Below are 15,801 nucleotides of genomic sequence, written 5' to 3' on the forward strand. Positions count from 1 at the left end.
GATGACGAACGAAGAAGCGATTCCAGTCTCAAACAAACCGGTCTAGTCCCGCCAGGGGCGAAGATCGACCTCGACCCGGCTGGGTGTGCCCGGCCCGGTCTGGATGGTGAAAACCTCGTCCTTGCCCCCGGAATGGCGGCGGAAGACCTTGGCATCTCCACCCGTGATGGCCAGACGCAGCCTGTGTCCGCGTTTCAGCAGGGCCGCCACGGGGAACAGGGCGAAGCGTACCTCCATCACCTGCCCAGGGACCACGGGCATGGCATCGGCCCGCCGGAAGGAATGGGGGGCGGGTCCCTGGTCATAGGGCAGGGTCGTGGGGTCCGCCGGCCGGCGATGGATGGCGCGCAGCATGCCTTCCGTCAGATAGGTGACGCGGCCATCGGGGGCCACATCTTCAAGATAGGCGAAGAAGGCCGGGTCTTCGGTGGCGCTGCTGGTGTGCAGCGTGACGGTCGGCGTGCCGGCCAGTTCCATGTCCGTCTCGAATGCCGGACTGTCGAAAACCCGCAGTTTCGCATCCTCCGCCCGCCGGTCAGGATAGGCGGGCGGGGTGCCGAACTGCGTCGACCAGCGGGTGGCATCGCCCGTGGTGGCCGTGAAATCCACCTTATGGGCGACGCTGCCCGTTGCTGCCGGTCCTGCGGACAATATCCCGTCGGGCGACAGGTGAAAGGAATGCACCTTTGTGCCCGCCGGCGGCCAGACATTGCTGTCACGGAACCGGCGCGCGCCCATCACGTAATAATGGATGATGCGCGGCGGCGCGGACCCGGTTCGGACCTTCTCCGTAAAGGCCAGATTGTGGGCAAACTGCGCCTCGACAGTGGGCATGGGGTCCCGCTGATCGGGAAAGAGAGGATCGGCACCGACATCATGTTGATGGCTGTTGGCGGTGATCCAGACCTCCATCGGTACTTCCGGGGCAGAGCGGAAACGGGCCAGTGCCGCCTCCGCCGTGCCGCCATCGACCCAGGACCCCCAATATTGCACGGGCTTGCGCTGCGCCCGGATGGAGGACAGGGCCGAGGCGGGGGAGGAATTGAACAGACTGTGGCCGTTCAATCCCGGATCGTCCCTGAACGACGCGTCCATATAGTCACCGGGTGCCCAGCGCTCCCGCCCGGTCACCGCCTGCCGCATCAACTGGTAATCATCATCCCCATCGACGGGTTGCAGGGCGGGGAACAGTTTTGGGCAATCGGCAGGCCGCACCACACAGTCGAAATCCTCCCGCCCAGCGCGACCCATATCGATACGCTGCGTGAAGCCGCCCCATTCGGTCAGGAACCAGTCGTTGGACACGCCACCTGGCATGAACAGATGCAGATAGGCGTCGAAATCCGTCTGGCGGGGCAGCGCGCCCGTCAGGGCCGGGGCGGGGCTGGCCGTCGACCAGTCCGACGTGTCAGCCATGTAGGAGACGCCATGGGTGAAGACCTCGCCGCTGGACCAGGGCTGGCTGGCCAGATGGGCGATGATCGCCGCCATATCGGCCTGTTCATCCGGCCCGATATCCACCTTACGCGTCCCGAAGGAGGCGGTGGACCCGCGCGTGTCGATGATGGCGACGACATAGCCTGACTTTCGCCAGCGGGCATAGTCGGGGTTGGAGAGATAGACGCCGGCCCGTCCATAGCGGGTCTGAACCAGCAGGACCGGCGATTTCTCCGCTGGCGGCCTGCCATCGGGGAAATACAGGCTGAGCGCCAACCGAACCCCATCCTGCATGGGCAGGTAATAGGATTGATCGCTCCAGCCGTCGGGTCTTTGCCCGGCGGCCAGAGAGGGGGCGGCGGCGCCCAGAAGGGCGATGCCGCTGGTCGCACCGGCGATGACCGCGTTGCGCAACGGCCCGCTCATCAGAAATCCACCCGCAGTTCGATGCCATAGGTCCGGGGATCGCCCAGCATCACCAGCTTCTGCCCGACCTCGTCCGTATTGTAGAGGTCGAACAGGCGGGTGTGATAGTCGGTATCTGTCAGGTTCTTGCCCCACAGGGCCAGTCGCCAGTCACTATCTGCTGCCAGGGTGATCCGGGCGTTGACCAGCCGGTGCGCGCCCACGCGGCCGTCGGCCTGATTATCCAAGGTCAGATAAGAGGTGCCGCGGGCCACCACCTCGCCCAGGAAGGACAGATCGCCCAGGCCCGTCAGGGGCATGGTATATTCGGCGAACAGGCTGGCCGTATAGCGTGGCGTCTGCGGAACCTTGTTCAGGCGGATCGGCTGGGCCGGGGGCCGGGCCGGGATCGTGCCTTCATCAAATTCCGCCTGTTGAAGGGAGGCGTTGAAGCCGATCCATAGCGGCTGCACCGGCCGTGCATTCACCTCCAGCTCAATCCCCTTGGAATGGGCGGCACCGGCATTGCTGATCACCGGATCGTAAAGCGGGGTGCGGGGGTCGTCCTGTGTGATCTGGATATCCTTCCAGTCCATGTAGAACAGGGCGATGTTGGCCGTGACGCGGCGGTCGAACAGGTCGGATTTCAGACCCAGTTCGTAGTTCCACAGCGTTTCCGGCCCAAACGCGATGCCATCAGCGTCGCCCAGCGCGTCGTTATAGCCGCCGCTCTTGAAGCCGGAACTGACGGTGGCATAACCCATGACATCGTCATTAAACCGGTAACGGGCGTTGAGGGTGGGCGTCAGGCGGGTCCAGTTGTCCGAACCCTGCAGGGACGAGGTGCCGCCCAGCAGGTCGATCGGATCATTCTGGGCATAGTTGATGGTCTTCTTGTCCCGCGTCAGACGGGCGCCGCCCGTAACATCGAATGCCGTGCTGGCTTTCCAGGTCAGGCTGGCGAAGCCGGCCAGGCTGGTGGTCTTCATTTTCGCATCCGACCCCGTGACCAGTCCGGCCAATTCCGGCGCTTCCAGCAGGGTGGCCAGATCAGACCCGACCTCGACAAAGCTCTGGTTGCGGGCGACCTGCCGATAATAATAGAGGCCCGTCATCCAATCGAACGTTTCCCCCTGGCGACCCAGGCGCAATTCCTCGGAGAAGCGGTCCACCTTTTCGGGATCGCCATCATAAAGGAACTGCACGGGCGACCGGTCGGTATCGGCCCGGCTGTAATAATCATGCCAGCGGTAGGAGGTGATGCTGGTCAGGTCCAGATCGTCGAAGCTGGTCTCCAGCCGCGCCGACAGGCCATAGGCGTCCAGCGTCTCCTTGTTGGCGTCATCCAGGAAGACGTGGCGGTCGTCCGGGTCGGTGTTTCGCGGATGGCCGAACAGGTCGATGACATTGGGCAGCGTGGTGGCGTTATTGTACCGCAACGTCTCATAGGCCAGGGGCCGCTGATCGACATTGCGATATTCACCGGTCAGCAGCAGGTCGGTCTCCGGCCCCAGTGCGGCCGCCACCTGTCCGCGCAGGCTGAGCGAGCCTTGGGTGTTGGCGTCGCGATCCAGGAAATCGTTCCGCATGGTGCCGTCGCGCCGTTCGCGGATCACCGACAGTTTGGCGGCTACGGTCTCGGCTACGCCACCGGAAACGGATGTAGCGAGGCGCAGGAAATCATAATTGCCATATTGCGCCTGGAATGATGCTTCCGGGTACTGTGTCGGCCGTTTCGTGGTCAGGCTGATGACGCCGCCGATGGTATTGCGTCCGAACAGGGTGCCCTGGGGACCACGCAGCACTTCCACCCGTTCGATGTCATACAGGTCCAGGTTGGCACCGGCCCCCTGACCCACAAACACCTCATCCACGTAATAGCCGACGGCAGGATCGGAGCCGGCGGAACCCGCACCGCCGATCACCCCGCGCAGCGTGGTGGGGGAGAGTTTGATATCGCCGAAATCGCCATATTGCAGGCCCGGCGTGCGCTTGGCCACGTCGGCGATATCCTCGATCCCCAACCGTTCCATGGACGCCGCGGTGAAGGCGGTGACGGAGACCGGGGTGTCCTGGATATTCTCCATCCGCTTGCGGGCCGTGACGATGATCTCCTCCAGAATGATCTCGCCACCCGCATCCTGGGCGTGGGCGGCCCCGGCAATGCCCTGCAACAATCCCAGAAGGCTGACCAGGGCTGTACGACGACCCGGGGACCTGAACCACATGAAGACCTCCATTGTTTTTATGAAATTGAAAGCAACTTCACTATTGAAACATTGACCGCGTTGGTGTGTCAATAAGGGCTGTCGACCGGACCTGTGTCATGAAGGCGAAGCGGTCCCGGCGAAACGGAGGGCGGAGGGGAAAATGCGCGTTGTGACTTTGGCGATGCTGGCGGCTCTGGGCCTGGTGGCTCCTGCGGCGGCGGGGGCGGAGGCCCTGAAACTTGGCAATGGGCCCGATATCTCGACGCTGGATTGGCAGAAGGCCTCCACTGTGTTCGAAATGCGGATCGCCAACGATATCTGCGAGGGGTTGTTGGCCTATGGCGCTCGGGGGGAGTCCATTCCCGGTGTCGCGACAGGCTGGACCCTGTCCAATGACGGCCTGACCTATACGTTTAAGCTGCGGCCGGATGCGCGCTGGTCGGATGGAAGCCCCGTGACCGCTGACGATTTTGTGGCCGCGTGGCGTCGGCTGGTGACGCCCGCCACGGCGGCACCGCAGGCGGACAAGCTGTTCAATCTGGCGAATGCGCAGGCCATTATCACGGGCAAGGCCGATCCGGCGACCCTGGGTGTCAAGGCGGTGGACGCCAATACCCTGGTCGTGCAGATGGCCCACCGCCAGGCGGATTTCACGGCCTATCTGCCCCAGGCCATGCTGTGCCCCGTTCATCGCTCCACCCTGAACAAGGGGGCGGATGACCGGGCGATGCCCGTTTCCAATGGTGCCTATATGGCGGCGGCGCGGGAACCGCAATCGCTGGTGCGGCTGCGCAAGAACCCTTATTTCTGGGATGCCGCTTCCGTCCCCACGGAGATCGTGGAATATCACGTCACGGAGGATCAGCAGACGGAACTGAAGCGGTTCCGTACCGGCGACCTGCATATGACAGTGTCAGTTCCGCCGGGGCAGCTGGATGCCATCAAGGCGGAATGGGGTGACGCGCTGATGGTCTATCCCAGCGCCGGTGTCCTTTATCTCAGCCCCAACCTGTCGCGGGAGCCCTGGGCGACGCAGGTGAAGCTGCGTCAGGCGATCAGTCTGGCCATCGACCGGGAGATGATTTCGCAGAAGGTGCTGCGGAGCGGTGAGACGCCGCTTTTCGCCTTCGTGCCGACCGGCATCCCCGGCTATGCGCCGCGTCCCTTGCCCTGGGCCAGCCTGTCCCAGGCCGACCGCGACGCCAAGGCGCGGCAATTGCTGGCAGAAGCGGGGTATGGTGCAGACAAGCCCCTGTCGATTGAGATCCTGCATCCCACGGGCGACCGGTTCCGGCAGATCAATATCGCCGTCGCGGCCATGCTGAAACAGAAGCTGGGCCTTACCGTTACCCTGCATAATGAGGAGACGAAGTCGGTCGTGGCGCATCTGCGGGCGCGCGATTACACCGATCTGGCCCTGAATGGCTGGAACTCCGACCAGCCGGTGACCTATCTGGACCTGCTGGATGGCGACCGTAGCGGTTTCGGGCCGGGTTACCGCAATCCCACCTTTAGCAAGCTGCTGGAGGTTGCGCGTGAACAGCCCGACCTTTCCCGCATGTATGACAAGCTGGCGGAAGCAGAAAGCCTGGCGATGGCGGACGCCCCAGTGATCCCGCTTTTGCAGGTGTCCCGCAAGCTCCTGGTCTCCACCCGTGTGCAGGGGATGCAGCCGGCACCAGGAACGGTCACCCCCGCTCGGTTCCTGCGGCTTGCGCCCGCGAAGCCCTGACGCCTCGAAGTAGAAGCCGCCCGGCGTATCCAGTACGCCGGGCGGATTTTTATTTGCCAGAATGAAGGGGAGGGAACGGCGGTGCCGCCCTCAATCCTCCCGCACCAGGACGCCCAGCCATTCCGCGACAATGGCGGGCTGATCGCTACCCTCGATCTCGATGGTGCAGTTATTGGTGATCAGCAGGCCCAGATTATGGTCACGCACCTCCGCCAGCGCCATGCGCAGCCGGACGCGTGATCCGACATGCACCGGGGAGACAAAGCGCACCCGGTTCAATCCGTAATTCAACTGATATTTCGATCCACGTGGCAGGCCGATATCATTGGCCAGATGGGTCAGCATGCCCAATGTCAGAAACCCGAAGATAATGGTGCCCCCGAACGGACCTTCGCGTCGTGCCCAATCGGGATCGATATGCAGTGGGTCTGGATCGCGGGTGGCGCGGGCGAACAGGTCGTTATCCTCCTGACCCAGCGTGATCCAGCGGGACACACCCAGCTCTGCGCCAATCAGGGTCGATAATTCGTCCATATTGGGACGCGTGGTGGTGGTCATTCCCTTATCCTTATTGTTCAGTGCCAGCCATTGACGCGCCGCCAGATGTCCGGCGCGGGGCTGTCGGAGCGGATGTGGTAGAAATCATGCGCGGCTGCCGTCATGCAGGCATGGTTGGGCAGAATCTCCACCCGCGTACCCACGGGCAGCAGCCGGGCAAGATCCAGCCCGTGCGGGCCACGGAGATAGCCTTGTTCCTGCGCCACCTTGGCGATGAACAGGCCGGGTGGAGCAACGGCGTTGCCGATGCGGGCGATAACCCCGTAATGGCCGGCGGCACCTGTGTCCTTTGACAGGGCCAGCGCGCCGGCATCGACAAGGGCATGGCCGCCGGGATGGTGGCTCAACACCTCCGCCACCACGCGCAAGGCAATGTCGCCGGGACCGCAGACGCCGATGGCGGCCTGGGTCAGATCCAGGAATTGATAATTGCCGGGGCGGATTTCGGTAACGCCGGTGAGGTCCTCCGCCACCAGGGCTGTGGGCGTCGATCCGATGCTGACGGTGGGCACGGGCAGGCCCATCTCACGCAGCAGGGCGGCGGCGGCCACCGTGGCCGCCACCTCCTGCCGTGCGACACGGCGGACGGCGTCGGCATCGCGGCAACCATAGGCTTGGCCGGCATGGGTCATGACCCCGGCCAGGGTCAGGCCTGGATTATCATGGAGCAGACGGCCCAGCACCGGCAGCTGTGGGTCGTCCGGGCGAATGCCCGATCGGCCATAGCCGCAATCAATATCGATCAGAACCGGCAGCCGCAGCCCGTGAGCCTGCGCCGCCGCCCCCACCGCCGCCGCCACGGTGGCGTCCTCGGCCAGGATGGTGACCTGCGCCCCCGTGGCCGCGCGCAGCGCCGCGATTTCCGCCACGCGCGCCGGGGTGGCGGTGATGGCGTAAAGAATGTCGCTGAACCCGGCATCGGCAAAATACCGGGCCTCACGCAGCGTGGAAACGGTGATGGGGCCGGCCTGCCCGCCATGGGCGGCAAGCGCGATCTCCACCGACTTCGTGGTCTTCATGTGCGGGCGCAACTGCACGCCATGCCGGGCGGCGATGGACCGCATCCTTTCCAGATTGCGATCCAGCACCGGACGGTCAACGACCAGATACGGGGTGGGCGGGCCGACCGTCTTCATCAGAAGCGCGCCTTGAATTCGACGCCCAGCAGACGCGGGTCGCCCAGGGTCACGCCCTTGGTGTCGGAGAACGGAATGCCCGTGCCACCGCCATTGATGTAGTGGCGGTTGAACAGGTTCTGCGCATAGACCGACAGTTCATAGGCACCGTCGTTGAAGCGCAGCCCCGCCTTGCCACCGACCAGGCCATAACCCGACTGCGACAGGTCCGGGTCCTGTTCCAGGGTGAAGAACTGCCCGGATTTATACGTGTAGTCGGCCCGGAAATAGCCGGTGATGCCCGCCGTCACCTCCCGCTCATAATCGGCAGTCAGGGTGGTGGTCCATTCCGGTGCGCGCAGCATGCGCTTGCCCGAAAGGTCGCAGGTGCGTGCCGCACTGCCGGCGGGGCAGGGGGCGTTGGCGAAATCATCGTAGCTGGCATCCAAATAGCCGGCGGATGCCTGCAACAGCAGTTCCTCCGTCGCCTTGAATTCCAGCTCCAGTTCCACGCCCTTGCTGGTGGCGCTGGCGGCGTTGGAGACGATGAAGCGGTTGGTGACGAAGGTGGAGACCTGCAGGTCGCTGTAATCGAGATAGAAGCCCGTCAGCGTGGCGTTCAGGCGGCGCGGGATCAGTGTGGATTTCAGGCCCAGCTCGTAATTCGTGGCTTTTTCCGACTTGAACTCGGTATCGGCGGCGTTGTTGATCAGGCCCGTACTGAACCCGCCGCCCTTGAAGCCCCGGCTGACCGTGGCATAGGCCATCGTGTCGTCATTGAACTTGTATTGCGCCGTCAGCTTGGGTGAGAGGTTGTTCTCCGTCAGCCCGGCGGTGAAGACCGGGATGGGCGGCGGGAAGCCCAGCGGCACGAACAGCGGGTTCACCTTCGACTGGTCGTGGCGGACATCCTTGGTTTCATGGCTGTAGCGCAGACCCGCCGTCAGGCTGAACTGCGCCGACACGTCATAGGTGCCCTCCGCATAGGCGGCATAGCTGTCAGTTTCGGTCCGCACAAAGGCAGGGGCCACAGACCCCGCCGGCACCACCAGCGCCCCACCCGTCAGCACGCCGGTCAATGTTGAGAAATGCGGGCCGACGGTGGCGACCTGATTGCCCTTCAGGATCTGATGGAAATAGTAGAGCCCAGCCGTGTAACGGAAATTGTCCCGCTGTGCCGCGACGTAGCGCAGTTCCTGGCTGACCTGATGCTGCTTCTCCCGCAGGCCCGACTGAACCAGCGACAGGGGCGTGAAATCATTGTCGCTCTGATTGTCGAAGGTGAAGCCGCGCAGGGCGGTGATAGAGGTGACCGTATCCTCGCCCGTGTCCCAATCGATGGTGGCGGCGGTGCCCCAGACGCGGCGGTTCTCATTGTTGGGGGCATCAAAGGCGGTGGTGCGGTCGAACAAAGGCGGCACCGTCAGGGGCACGCCCACGGCCTGCGCGAAGCCGCCGACCGTGCCGCCCAGCGTCAGGACCGACTTGCTGTCACCCGTGCCGTCATCACGGCTGCCATCGGCGGACAGGCGGATGGTCACCGTTTCCGACGGACGGGCCTCCAACGTCAGGCGCGCGGTTTCATTGTCGATGTCGTTGACCTTGCGACCCTGGAAGCTGTTGGTCAGCAACCCGTCGCGGCGTGTGACGGCGGCAGACGCACGGAACGCGAACGCCTCTCCCAACGGTGCTGAAACGGTGGCGCGGTAGCGTTGGGCGTCGTGATTGCCGAAGCGGATATCGGCCACGGCCTCCGGCTCCTTCGCGGGGCGCTTGGTGATGATATTGATGGCGCCGCCGGTTGTGTTTTTGCCGTAGAGCGTGCCCTGCGGCCCGCGCAGCACCTCGACCCGTTCCAGGTCGATCAGGTCGCTGTTCAGGGTGGTTGCCCGGCCCTGGTAAACGCCGTCGACAGAGACGGAGACGCTGCCCTCGGTGCCCAGATTATTCACATCCGAGGTGATGCCACGGATGGAGATGCGGCCCGAGCGCAGAGAATTATTGTTGTCCAGCGAGACGTTGGGGATCAGGCGCATGGCCTGATCCACGGTGCCCACACCGGCCCGTTCCAGCGCGTCGCCGGAAATGGCCGTGATGGACAAGGGCACATCCATCGGATTCTCGATGCGCCGCTGTGCCGTGACAATGATCTCCTCCAGCACGATCTCTTCCTGCGCCTGCACGGCGGTCGCCGCCGTCAGGACCAGGATAGAGGCGCATGCCAGCCGTACCCGTTTGCTTCCCCGTACCATTGAAACCCCCTTGTTCTGACTGGTGATGCCGGTGGTCCCGGCCCTTTCTGCGGTATTTTAGAAATCGAACACAATTTCACTTTTAAGGCAAGAGCTGTTGCGGCCGATGCGACGAGGAGGGGGGTTATCCCCCCGTCGGTCCTGTCGCCATGGTCGCCGCCTGTGCCTTCAACGCCTGCTTGTCCAGCTTACCGATGGGCAGCAGGGGCAGGGACTCGGTGAGGATGAAACGCTTGGGCACCTTGTAATTGGCAAGGTTGGCCCGGCAATGGGCGGCCAGTTCCGCTGTGTCCAGAAACGGGTGCCCGGCGCGCGGCTGAATGAAGGCATATCCCACTTCGCGGTAAAGCGGGTCGGGCACGCCGACCACGGCGGCCAGTTCCACGGCGGGGTGGGTTTCGATCACCTGTTCCACCTCACGCGGGTAAACATTATAGCCGCCGGATTTGAACATCTCCTTCAACCGGCCGACGATGCGCCAGCCCAGGTCCGGCACGATCTCTGCCAGATCGCCGGTTCGCATCCAGCCATCTGGGGTGAAACTTTCGGCGGTGGCCTCTGGCCGGTTGAAATAGCCTTGCATGATCCAGCCGCCCCGCACCTGGATTTCGCCCGCTGATCCGTCGGACACGGGATTGCCGTCAGCATCCGCCAGCCGGATGTCATAGCGCGGGTCGGGCCAACCGATGCTGCCGGCCAGGGCCGTGATGTCTGCGTCGGGACGGGTGAAGGTGATATTGCCCGTCGTTTCCGTCATCCCGAAGCCAGTGATCAGCCGCTTGCCCAGCGTCGCCAGCCGGCGCACCAGCGCCTCTGGTGCCGCCGCCCCTGACCAGACGATGTCGCGCAGATGCGACAGGTCAGCAGTGGCGAAGGTCGGGTCATCGATTACCAGCTGGAACATGGTGGGGATCTGGCCCCACACACTGACCCGTTCGGCGGCCAGCACGCGGACGGTGCCGGCGGGGTCGAAACTTTCCATGAAGATGATGGCCCCACCCTGCACCAGGGTGGCGCATGACACATCGCCGACGCTGCCAATATGGTTGATGGGCAGGTTGTTCAGCATGCGCATGCCGGGCCCACCGAAATGGTCGCCCTGGATCAGGGAACAATCGACCAGCCCGCGCTGACGCAGCACCGCCCCCTTCGGCTTGCCCGTCGAACCGGATGTATAGACGATTAGGGCCGGGCTGTCGGCGGTGACCAATTCACGCGCGGCGGCCAGCAGGGCAGGGGACAGGCTCTCACCCATGGCCAGATGCTGGGGGTGCAGATTGTCGCCCTGTACCTCCAGAACTGCGCGGATTGACGGCACCTCCTGTGCCAGTTCCGACAGTTCCGCCGGATAATCGCGTCCGCCGAAGCCGGGGACCGTGATGACCAGCGACGGTTGCGCATCGGTCAGCACATGGCGGAATTCCGCCGTGCGGTATTTGGGGTTCAGACCCGTCCAGATGCCACCAATGCCGCAGGTCGCCAGGAACAGGGTCCAGAAGGCGGGGCAGGGCGGGGCCAGCATCGCCACCCGGTCCCCCGGCCTCACCCCCAGCGCCAGCAATGCCCGCTGCGCCGCCGTCACTTCCGCATGCAGGGTGGCATAGGACAGGCGATGGCCGTTCAGAACGGCGGCATCGCTGTCGGGCGTGTGATGGGCGTAGTGTCCCAGATAGTCGCCCAGCCGGGGCAGAACAGGAATGTCGGGCGGCAGCAGGCTCATTGCGATCACTCCACCATATCCAGGCCGGCATGCAGGGCCAGCGATGCCACCGACTGGATCAGCATCATTGTGGCCGTCAGGTCGGCGGCCCCGGTTTCCGCAAGATTGGTCAGCAGCACCACCACGATGCCGCTTTCTGGCTCGATAAAGCCCGCCGACAGATAGCCCAACACCCGCCCGCCATGGCCCCAACAGGGTACACCCCCGAACATTCGGCATTCCAGGCCCAGCGCATAGGCTGTGCGCATGCCTTGGTTGGGATCGGCAACTCGTGTCGTCAGACAGTCGGCAAGGCCGATGCCGCCGGCGCTTCCGTCCCGCAGGCTTTGATACCAGCGCAGCAGGTCACTCAGGTCAGACACCATTGCCCCTGAGGCGCCGGCCCAATAGAGGTCGCCGCCATCGGCCATGTCAGCGAAATCCAGGGTGGGGTCGGGCCGGTACCAGCCCGACGCTATCGGTGTCGCCGGGCTGCCCGCCGGGCGACGGCCCAGCCGCGTGCGGTTCAGGCCCAGGGGGCCGAGGACTCGATCCCGCAGCAAATCGCCATAGGCCGTTCCCGTGGCGCGCGCCATGACATGGGCGGCCAGGGCGTAGCCGTAGTTGTTATATTCGAACCGCTCGCCCACCGGGAAATGCCGGCCATCGGCCAGGGACAGGGTTTCAAGCTCATCGAACCCGACCTCCCGATCCGGCAGCCGTTTGGGCGGGGTCAGCAGGGCATGACCATTGCCAAGGCCCGACCGATGGGTCAGCAATTGCCGCATCGTCACCTCGCCCCCGTGGCGAAGCTCGGCGGCGTAGTCTGCGATGGGCCGGTCCAGGTCCAGCAATCCGGCCTTGACCAGCGACAGGGCCGTGACGGCGGTGAAGCTCTTGCTCTGGCTGCCGATGCAGAACTGGTGGCCGGTCGTGACGGCCTGCGTCCGGGCGATATCGGCATAGCCCGCTGCCATCAACAGCGGCGCGCGGCCCGGCACGGCGAGTCCCAGCGCTGCCCCGATGGTACCCTGCCGATACAGGTCGGCCAGCGCCAGCGACAGCCGGTGCGGAATATCGCGAAGGGGATGGTCTGCACGCATCACAGAGTCTTTCATTCGGCGAAGGGGCGGGGCCAGGCATAGGGGGCGGCATCAATATCGGTGACATGCCCGTCCATGATATCGGCCAGCAGCCGGCCCGACCCGCACGCCATGGTCCAGCCCAGGGTGCCGTGGCCGGTGTTAAGGTAAAGGCCTTTTACGCCGCTTTCCCCGACCATCGGCACACCATTGGGCGTCATGGGGCGCAGGCCCGTCCAGAACTGGATCGCCGCCATATCGGCAGCACCGGGGAACAGGTCGGCAATCACATGACGCACCGTGTTGCAGCGTGCCGGGGTCAGCCGGTGATCCGGCCCCGCCAGTTCCGCAATGCCGGCGGCCCGGATACGGTCACCCAGGCGGGTGACGGCGATCTTATGATGATCATCCAGCAAGGTAGAAACCGGCGCACGGTCGGCTTCCACGATGGGCACAGTGGCCGAATAACCCTTTACGGGCAGCACCGGCAGATCCAGCCCCAACGGTCGCAGCAGCCGGACCGTTTCGTGGCCGGCGGCGATCACCACGGCATCGGCGGCATGAAAGCGCCCGCCCGCCATCGCGCCGGTGACCCGATCTCCCTCGCGCACGATCTGCGTCACGCTGGTATTCAGATGCTGGGCGACGCCATCCTGCCGCAACCGGTCGCTCAGCCCCTGGGTGAACAGGCGGCAATCCCCCGTCTCATCCCCCGGCATCAGCAGGCCGCCGGCCAGCCGGTCCACCATGTGCGCCAGTCCCGGTTCCCGTTCCACACATTCATGCGGCGTCAACAGGGCATGCGGGACGTTCAGTGCGGTCAGCACATGGCTGTCGGCGGCCGAGGCGTCCATGGCCTTCTGCGCGCGGAACAATTGCAGCGTACCGCGCTGCCCGTCATCATAGCGCAGGCCCGTTTCCGCGCGCAGGGCGGCGAGGGCCTGCTGGCTGTAACGCGCCAGCGACAGCATCCAAGTCTTGTTGCGGCGATAGCGGCCGGCGGTGCAGTTGCGCAGCATCCAGCCCAGCCAGCGCCATTGCCGCCAGTCGGTGGAGCCATGGATCAGCAACGGCGGATGCGCGCTGAACATCCAGCGCAGCGCCTTCAAGGGGATGCCGGGTGCCGCCCAGGGGCTGGCATAACCCCAACTGATCTGCCCGGCATTGGCGTGGCTGGCCCCTTCGGCAACGGCGGGTGCTGCATCAAGGATGCCGACCTCATGCCCTGCCTTATGCAGATAATGGGCACTGGTGACGCCAATGACGCCCGCCCCGATGATCAGGATGCGCATGGATGCAGCTCCGTCTATCACTTTCACTGACAATGCCAAAAACTGAACTTGAAAACAATATCATTTTATGGTGCCATCGGTGTATGAAATGAAGTGTGGGGAGGGGTCATGGCTTTGCTGCGTTCGATCACGGGGGCCGTCCTGCTGCTGACGGGTATGTCATGGTCACCGGCATTGGCCGACATGCCCGATCATCCGGCTGCCTTTGCGGCATTCGCTGAAAAGGCTTTGTTTGCTAAGCTGGCGGACCGCCCCGTGGCGGGTGCGGTGCTGATCGCGGTGAAGGATGGGCAGGTTTTCCATGCCCGTGCCCATGGTATGGCGGATCTGGAGGCAAAGGTGCCTGTGGATCTGGATCATACCATGTTCCCGCTGGCCTCCATCACCAAGACGTTTACGGCCACAGCGGTTGCGCAGTTGGTGGCGGAGGGGCGTCTGGGGTTGGATGACCCTGTGCAACAGCATTTGTCCTTTCCCCTGCGCCAGGGACAGGGTCGGGCGATAACGCTGCGCGATCTGCTGACCCATGCGTCAGGCATGCCTGACCGGATGATCGGCAGTTCCGCCTGGGATACTGACAGCCTTCTGCCGTTGAAGACCTATCTGTCCGACCGGCAACCGGCTCCGCTGTTGCCGCCGGGGCAGGTTCATTCCTACAGCAATTTCGGCACGGCCCTTGCGTCCGGCGTTCTGGAGCAGGTGACGGGGCGCAACCATGCCGCCCTGCTGCGTGACCGCATCCTGTCGCCCCTGGGCATGGACAATAGCCGCTTCAACCTTCCGGGGGCGGCAGCCGCCCCCGATCCCGCCGCCATTTCGGCGCGCACCTATGAACCGGGTTCGGACGGAAAACTGATACCTGTGCGGACCGAATATATGCTGAATATCGGCGCGGCGGGGATGCAGGCCAGTGCTGCCGACATGGCCCGCTATATGGCTGCCTATCTGGAGGGAGCGGCGGGGCGGGATACAGCACTGATACCTGCCGCCGGCTTTACGGAGTTGCTGCGGCGGCAGGGTGGCAATCCCGATATCGGCACCTCGCTGGGCTTGATCTGGCAACGGCAGATGGCGGGCGGCACCTTGGTTGTCGGCCATTCCGGCGGGCAGCGCGGCCTGTCCGCCGACCTGCGCCTGTTCCCGGAAAAGGGCTTTGGCTATTTCCTGGCCATCACCGGCGATGCGGGCTTCCTGACCGGCGACTTCCTTTCTGCCTTCCTGGATACTTATCTGCCCGATCCAGCACCTGTTCCGGTCCCGCTGCCGGATGCGGCGCGGCACGCGGCTGCCATTGCCGGCATCTATCAGGATTTCCGCTTCACCAATCCTGATCCGTTGCTGATGCTGTCGATGTTGAGCGAGTTCCGGTTGACGGCGGCAGCGGATGGGGTTCTGACCGTCGCGATGCCGGGTCTCTATGGCGGCACTGCCCCCCGTTTCATTGAAACCGCCCCCGACCGCTACAGCCTGTTGCCGGGGGATGAGGGGCGGCGCGTTGGCCCCACCTTGTCGGTGATCCGCGATGCAGCGGGTGCAGTGTCATCCATCCATCTGGACATTGCCGGTTACAACCTGTCGGCCCTGCCACAGCCCTGGTACCGGCAGGCGGGCGTGAAGCTGCCGCTGCTGCTGGTGGGATTGGGCGCGGCCCTTGCGACGCTTGTGCTGGCGCTGGCTTTGCTTTTCCGCCGCGCCGTGTTGCGGCCTGGTATCGCGGCGTTGGGGCTATCGGCCCTGGGCATCCTTGCCTTCCCGCTCTGGATAGGGCTGGTTCTGGCTGGTGCTTCGCAATGGGACCTGCTTTACGGCTTCGGCTATCTGGGCCTGCGGCCCGCCTTCCTGCTGCCCTGGCTGTCGGCGCTGCTGCTGACCCTGTCCGTTCCGGCCCTGTGGCGCGGGCGGGCGCATGTCAGTCCGGTGATACGGACTTTGCTGGCTGGCGGTGTCGTGCTGATGGCCCTTTATCTGGCCCTGCTGGCCGCCAACGGACAGTTCGTCCTGTCCGTTCCCTGATCCGGC

General features: G+C 64.4%; 10 protein-coding genes. 2 read left to right on the forward strand and 8 right to left on the reverse strand.

Annotated elements, in window-relative coordinates; genetic code table 11:
- Positions 1-42: 42 nt before the first annotated feature.
- Together ABC729_RS18520 and ABC729_RS18525 are read right to left on the reverse strand one after the other, a co-directional pair.
- Positions 43-1,863, reverse strand: coding sequence for a CocE/NonD family hydrolase (locus ABC729_RS18520; RefSeq protein ID WP_495609082.1), 1,821 nt, complete (start codon positions 1,861-1,863; stop codon positions 43-45).
- Positions 1,863-4,070 (reverse strand): TonB-dependent receptor, encoded by a 2,208-nt coding sequence (locus ABC729_RS18525; RefSeq protein ID WP_495609083.1) that lies wholly within the window; start codon positions 4,068-4,070, stop codon positions 1,863-1,865. The genes ABC729_RS18520 and ABC729_RS18525 overlap by 1 nt, the downstream gene beginning before the upstream one ends.
- A 142-nt stretch (positions 4,071-4,212) precedes the next feature.
- Between ABC729_RS18525 and ABC729_RS18530 the strand changes: the two genes are divergently transcribed.
- The gene (locus ABC729_RS18530) at positions 4,213-5,784 is read left to right on the forward strand and encodes a peptide ABC transporter substrate-binding protein (protein WP_495609084.1); all 1,572 of its coding nucleotides are present in this window, start codon (positions 4,213-4,215) and stop codon (positions 5,782-5,784) included.
- Between the two features lie 90 nt (positions 5,785-5,874).
- Here the strand turns inward: ABC729_RS18530 and ABC729_RS18535 are convergent, their stop codons facing one another.
- From ABC729_RS18535 to ABC729_RS18560, 6 genes are all read right to left on the reverse strand, one after another.
- Positions 5,875-6,342, reverse strand: coding sequence for a MaoC family dehydratase (locus tag ABC729_RS18535; RefSeq protein WP_495609085.1), 468 nt, complete (start codon positions 6,340-6,342; stop codon positions 5,875-5,877).
- Positions 6,343-6,359: 17 nt separating this feature from the next.
- On the reverse strand, positions 6,360-7,478 hold the full coding sequence (locus tag ABC729_RS18540; RefSeq protein ID WP_495609086.1) for an alanine racemase: 1,119 nt from the start codon (positions 7,476-7,478) through the stop codon (positions 6,360-6,362).
- A complete protein-coding gene (locus ABC729_RS18545; protein WP_495609087.1) occupies positions 7,478-9,709 on the reverse strand; it encodes a TonB-dependent receptor in 2,232 nt (743 codons plus the stop codon). The genes ABC729_RS18540 and ABC729_RS18545 overlap by 1 nt, the downstream gene beginning before the upstream one ends.
- 124 nt (positions 9,710-9,833) lie before the next feature.
- Entirely contained in the window at positions 9,834-11,429 is a 1,596-nt protein-coding gene (locus ABC729_RS18550; protein ID WP_495609088.1) for a class I adenylate-forming enzyme family protein, read from the reverse strand.
- 5 nt (positions 11,430-11,434) lie between these two features.
- On the reverse strand, positions 11,435-12,511 hold the full coding sequence (locus ABC729_RS18555) for a serine hydrolase domain-containing protein (RefSeq protein ID WP_495609089.1): 1,077 nt from the start codon (positions 12,509-12,511) through the stop codon (positions 11,435-11,437).
- An 11-nt stretch (positions 12,512-12,522) separates the two neighbouring features.
- Positions 12,523-13,782: a D-amino acid dehydrogenase gene (locus ABC729_RS18560; RefSeq protein WP_495609090.1), complete on the reverse strand. Its 1,260-nt coding sequence runs from the start codon at positions 13,780-13,782 to the stop codon at positions 12,523-12,525.
- A 108-nt stretch (positions 13,783-13,890) separates the two neighbouring features.
- Between ABC729_RS18560 and ABC729_RS18565 the strand changes: the two genes are divergently transcribed.
- Positions 13,891-15,795, forward strand: coding sequence for a serine hydrolase domain-containing protein (locus ABC729_RS18565; RefSeq protein ID WP_495609091.1), 1,905 nt, complete (start codon positions 13,891-13,893; stop codon positions 15,793-15,795).
- Positions 15,796-15,801: the final 6 nt, after the last annotated feature.

Source organism: Niveispirillum sp. CC-CTL257 (assembly GCF_059489915.1).

Coding starts and splice junctions, on each gene's coding strand:
- ABC729_RS18520 (WP_495609082.1), bottom strand. CDS start 1,863: ATGAGCGGGCCGTTGCGCAACGCGGTCATCGCCGGTGCGACCAGCGGC.
- ABC729_RS18525 (WP_495609083.1), bottom strand. CDS start 4,070: ATGTGGTTCAGGTCCCCGGGTCGTCGTACAGCCCTGGTCAGCCTTCTG.
- ABC729_RS18530 (WP_495609084.1), top strand. CDS start 4,213: ATGCGCGTTGTGACTTTGGCGATGCTGGCGGCTCTGGGCCTGGTGGCT.
- ABC729_RS18535 (WP_495609085.1), bottom strand. CDS start 6,342: ATGACCACCACCACGCGTCCCAATATGGACGAATTATCGACCCTGATT.
- ABC729_RS18540 (WP_495609086.1), bottom strand. CDS start 7,478: ATGAAGACGGTCGGCCCGCCCACCCCGTATCTGGTCGTTGACCGTCCG.
- ABC729_RS18545 (WP_495609087.1), bottom strand. CDS start 9,709: ATGGTACGGGGAAGCAAACGGGTACGGCTGGCATGCGCCTCTATCCTG.
- ABC729_RS18550 (WP_495609088.1), bottom strand. CDS start 11,429: ATGAGCCTGCTGCCGCCCGACATTCCTGTTCTGCCCCGGCTGGGCGAC.
- ABC729_RS18555 (WP_495609089.1), bottom strand. CDS start 12,511: ATGCGTGCAGACCATCCCCTTCGCGATATTCCGCACCGGCTGTCGCTG.
- ABC729_RS18560 (WP_495609090.1), bottom strand. CDS start 13,782: ATGCGCATCCTGATCATCGGGGCGGGCGTCATTGGCGTCACCAGTGCC.
- ABC729_RS18565 (WP_495609091.1), top strand. CDS start 13,891: ATGGCTTTGCTGCGTTCGATCACGGGGGCCGTCCTGCTGCTGACGGGT.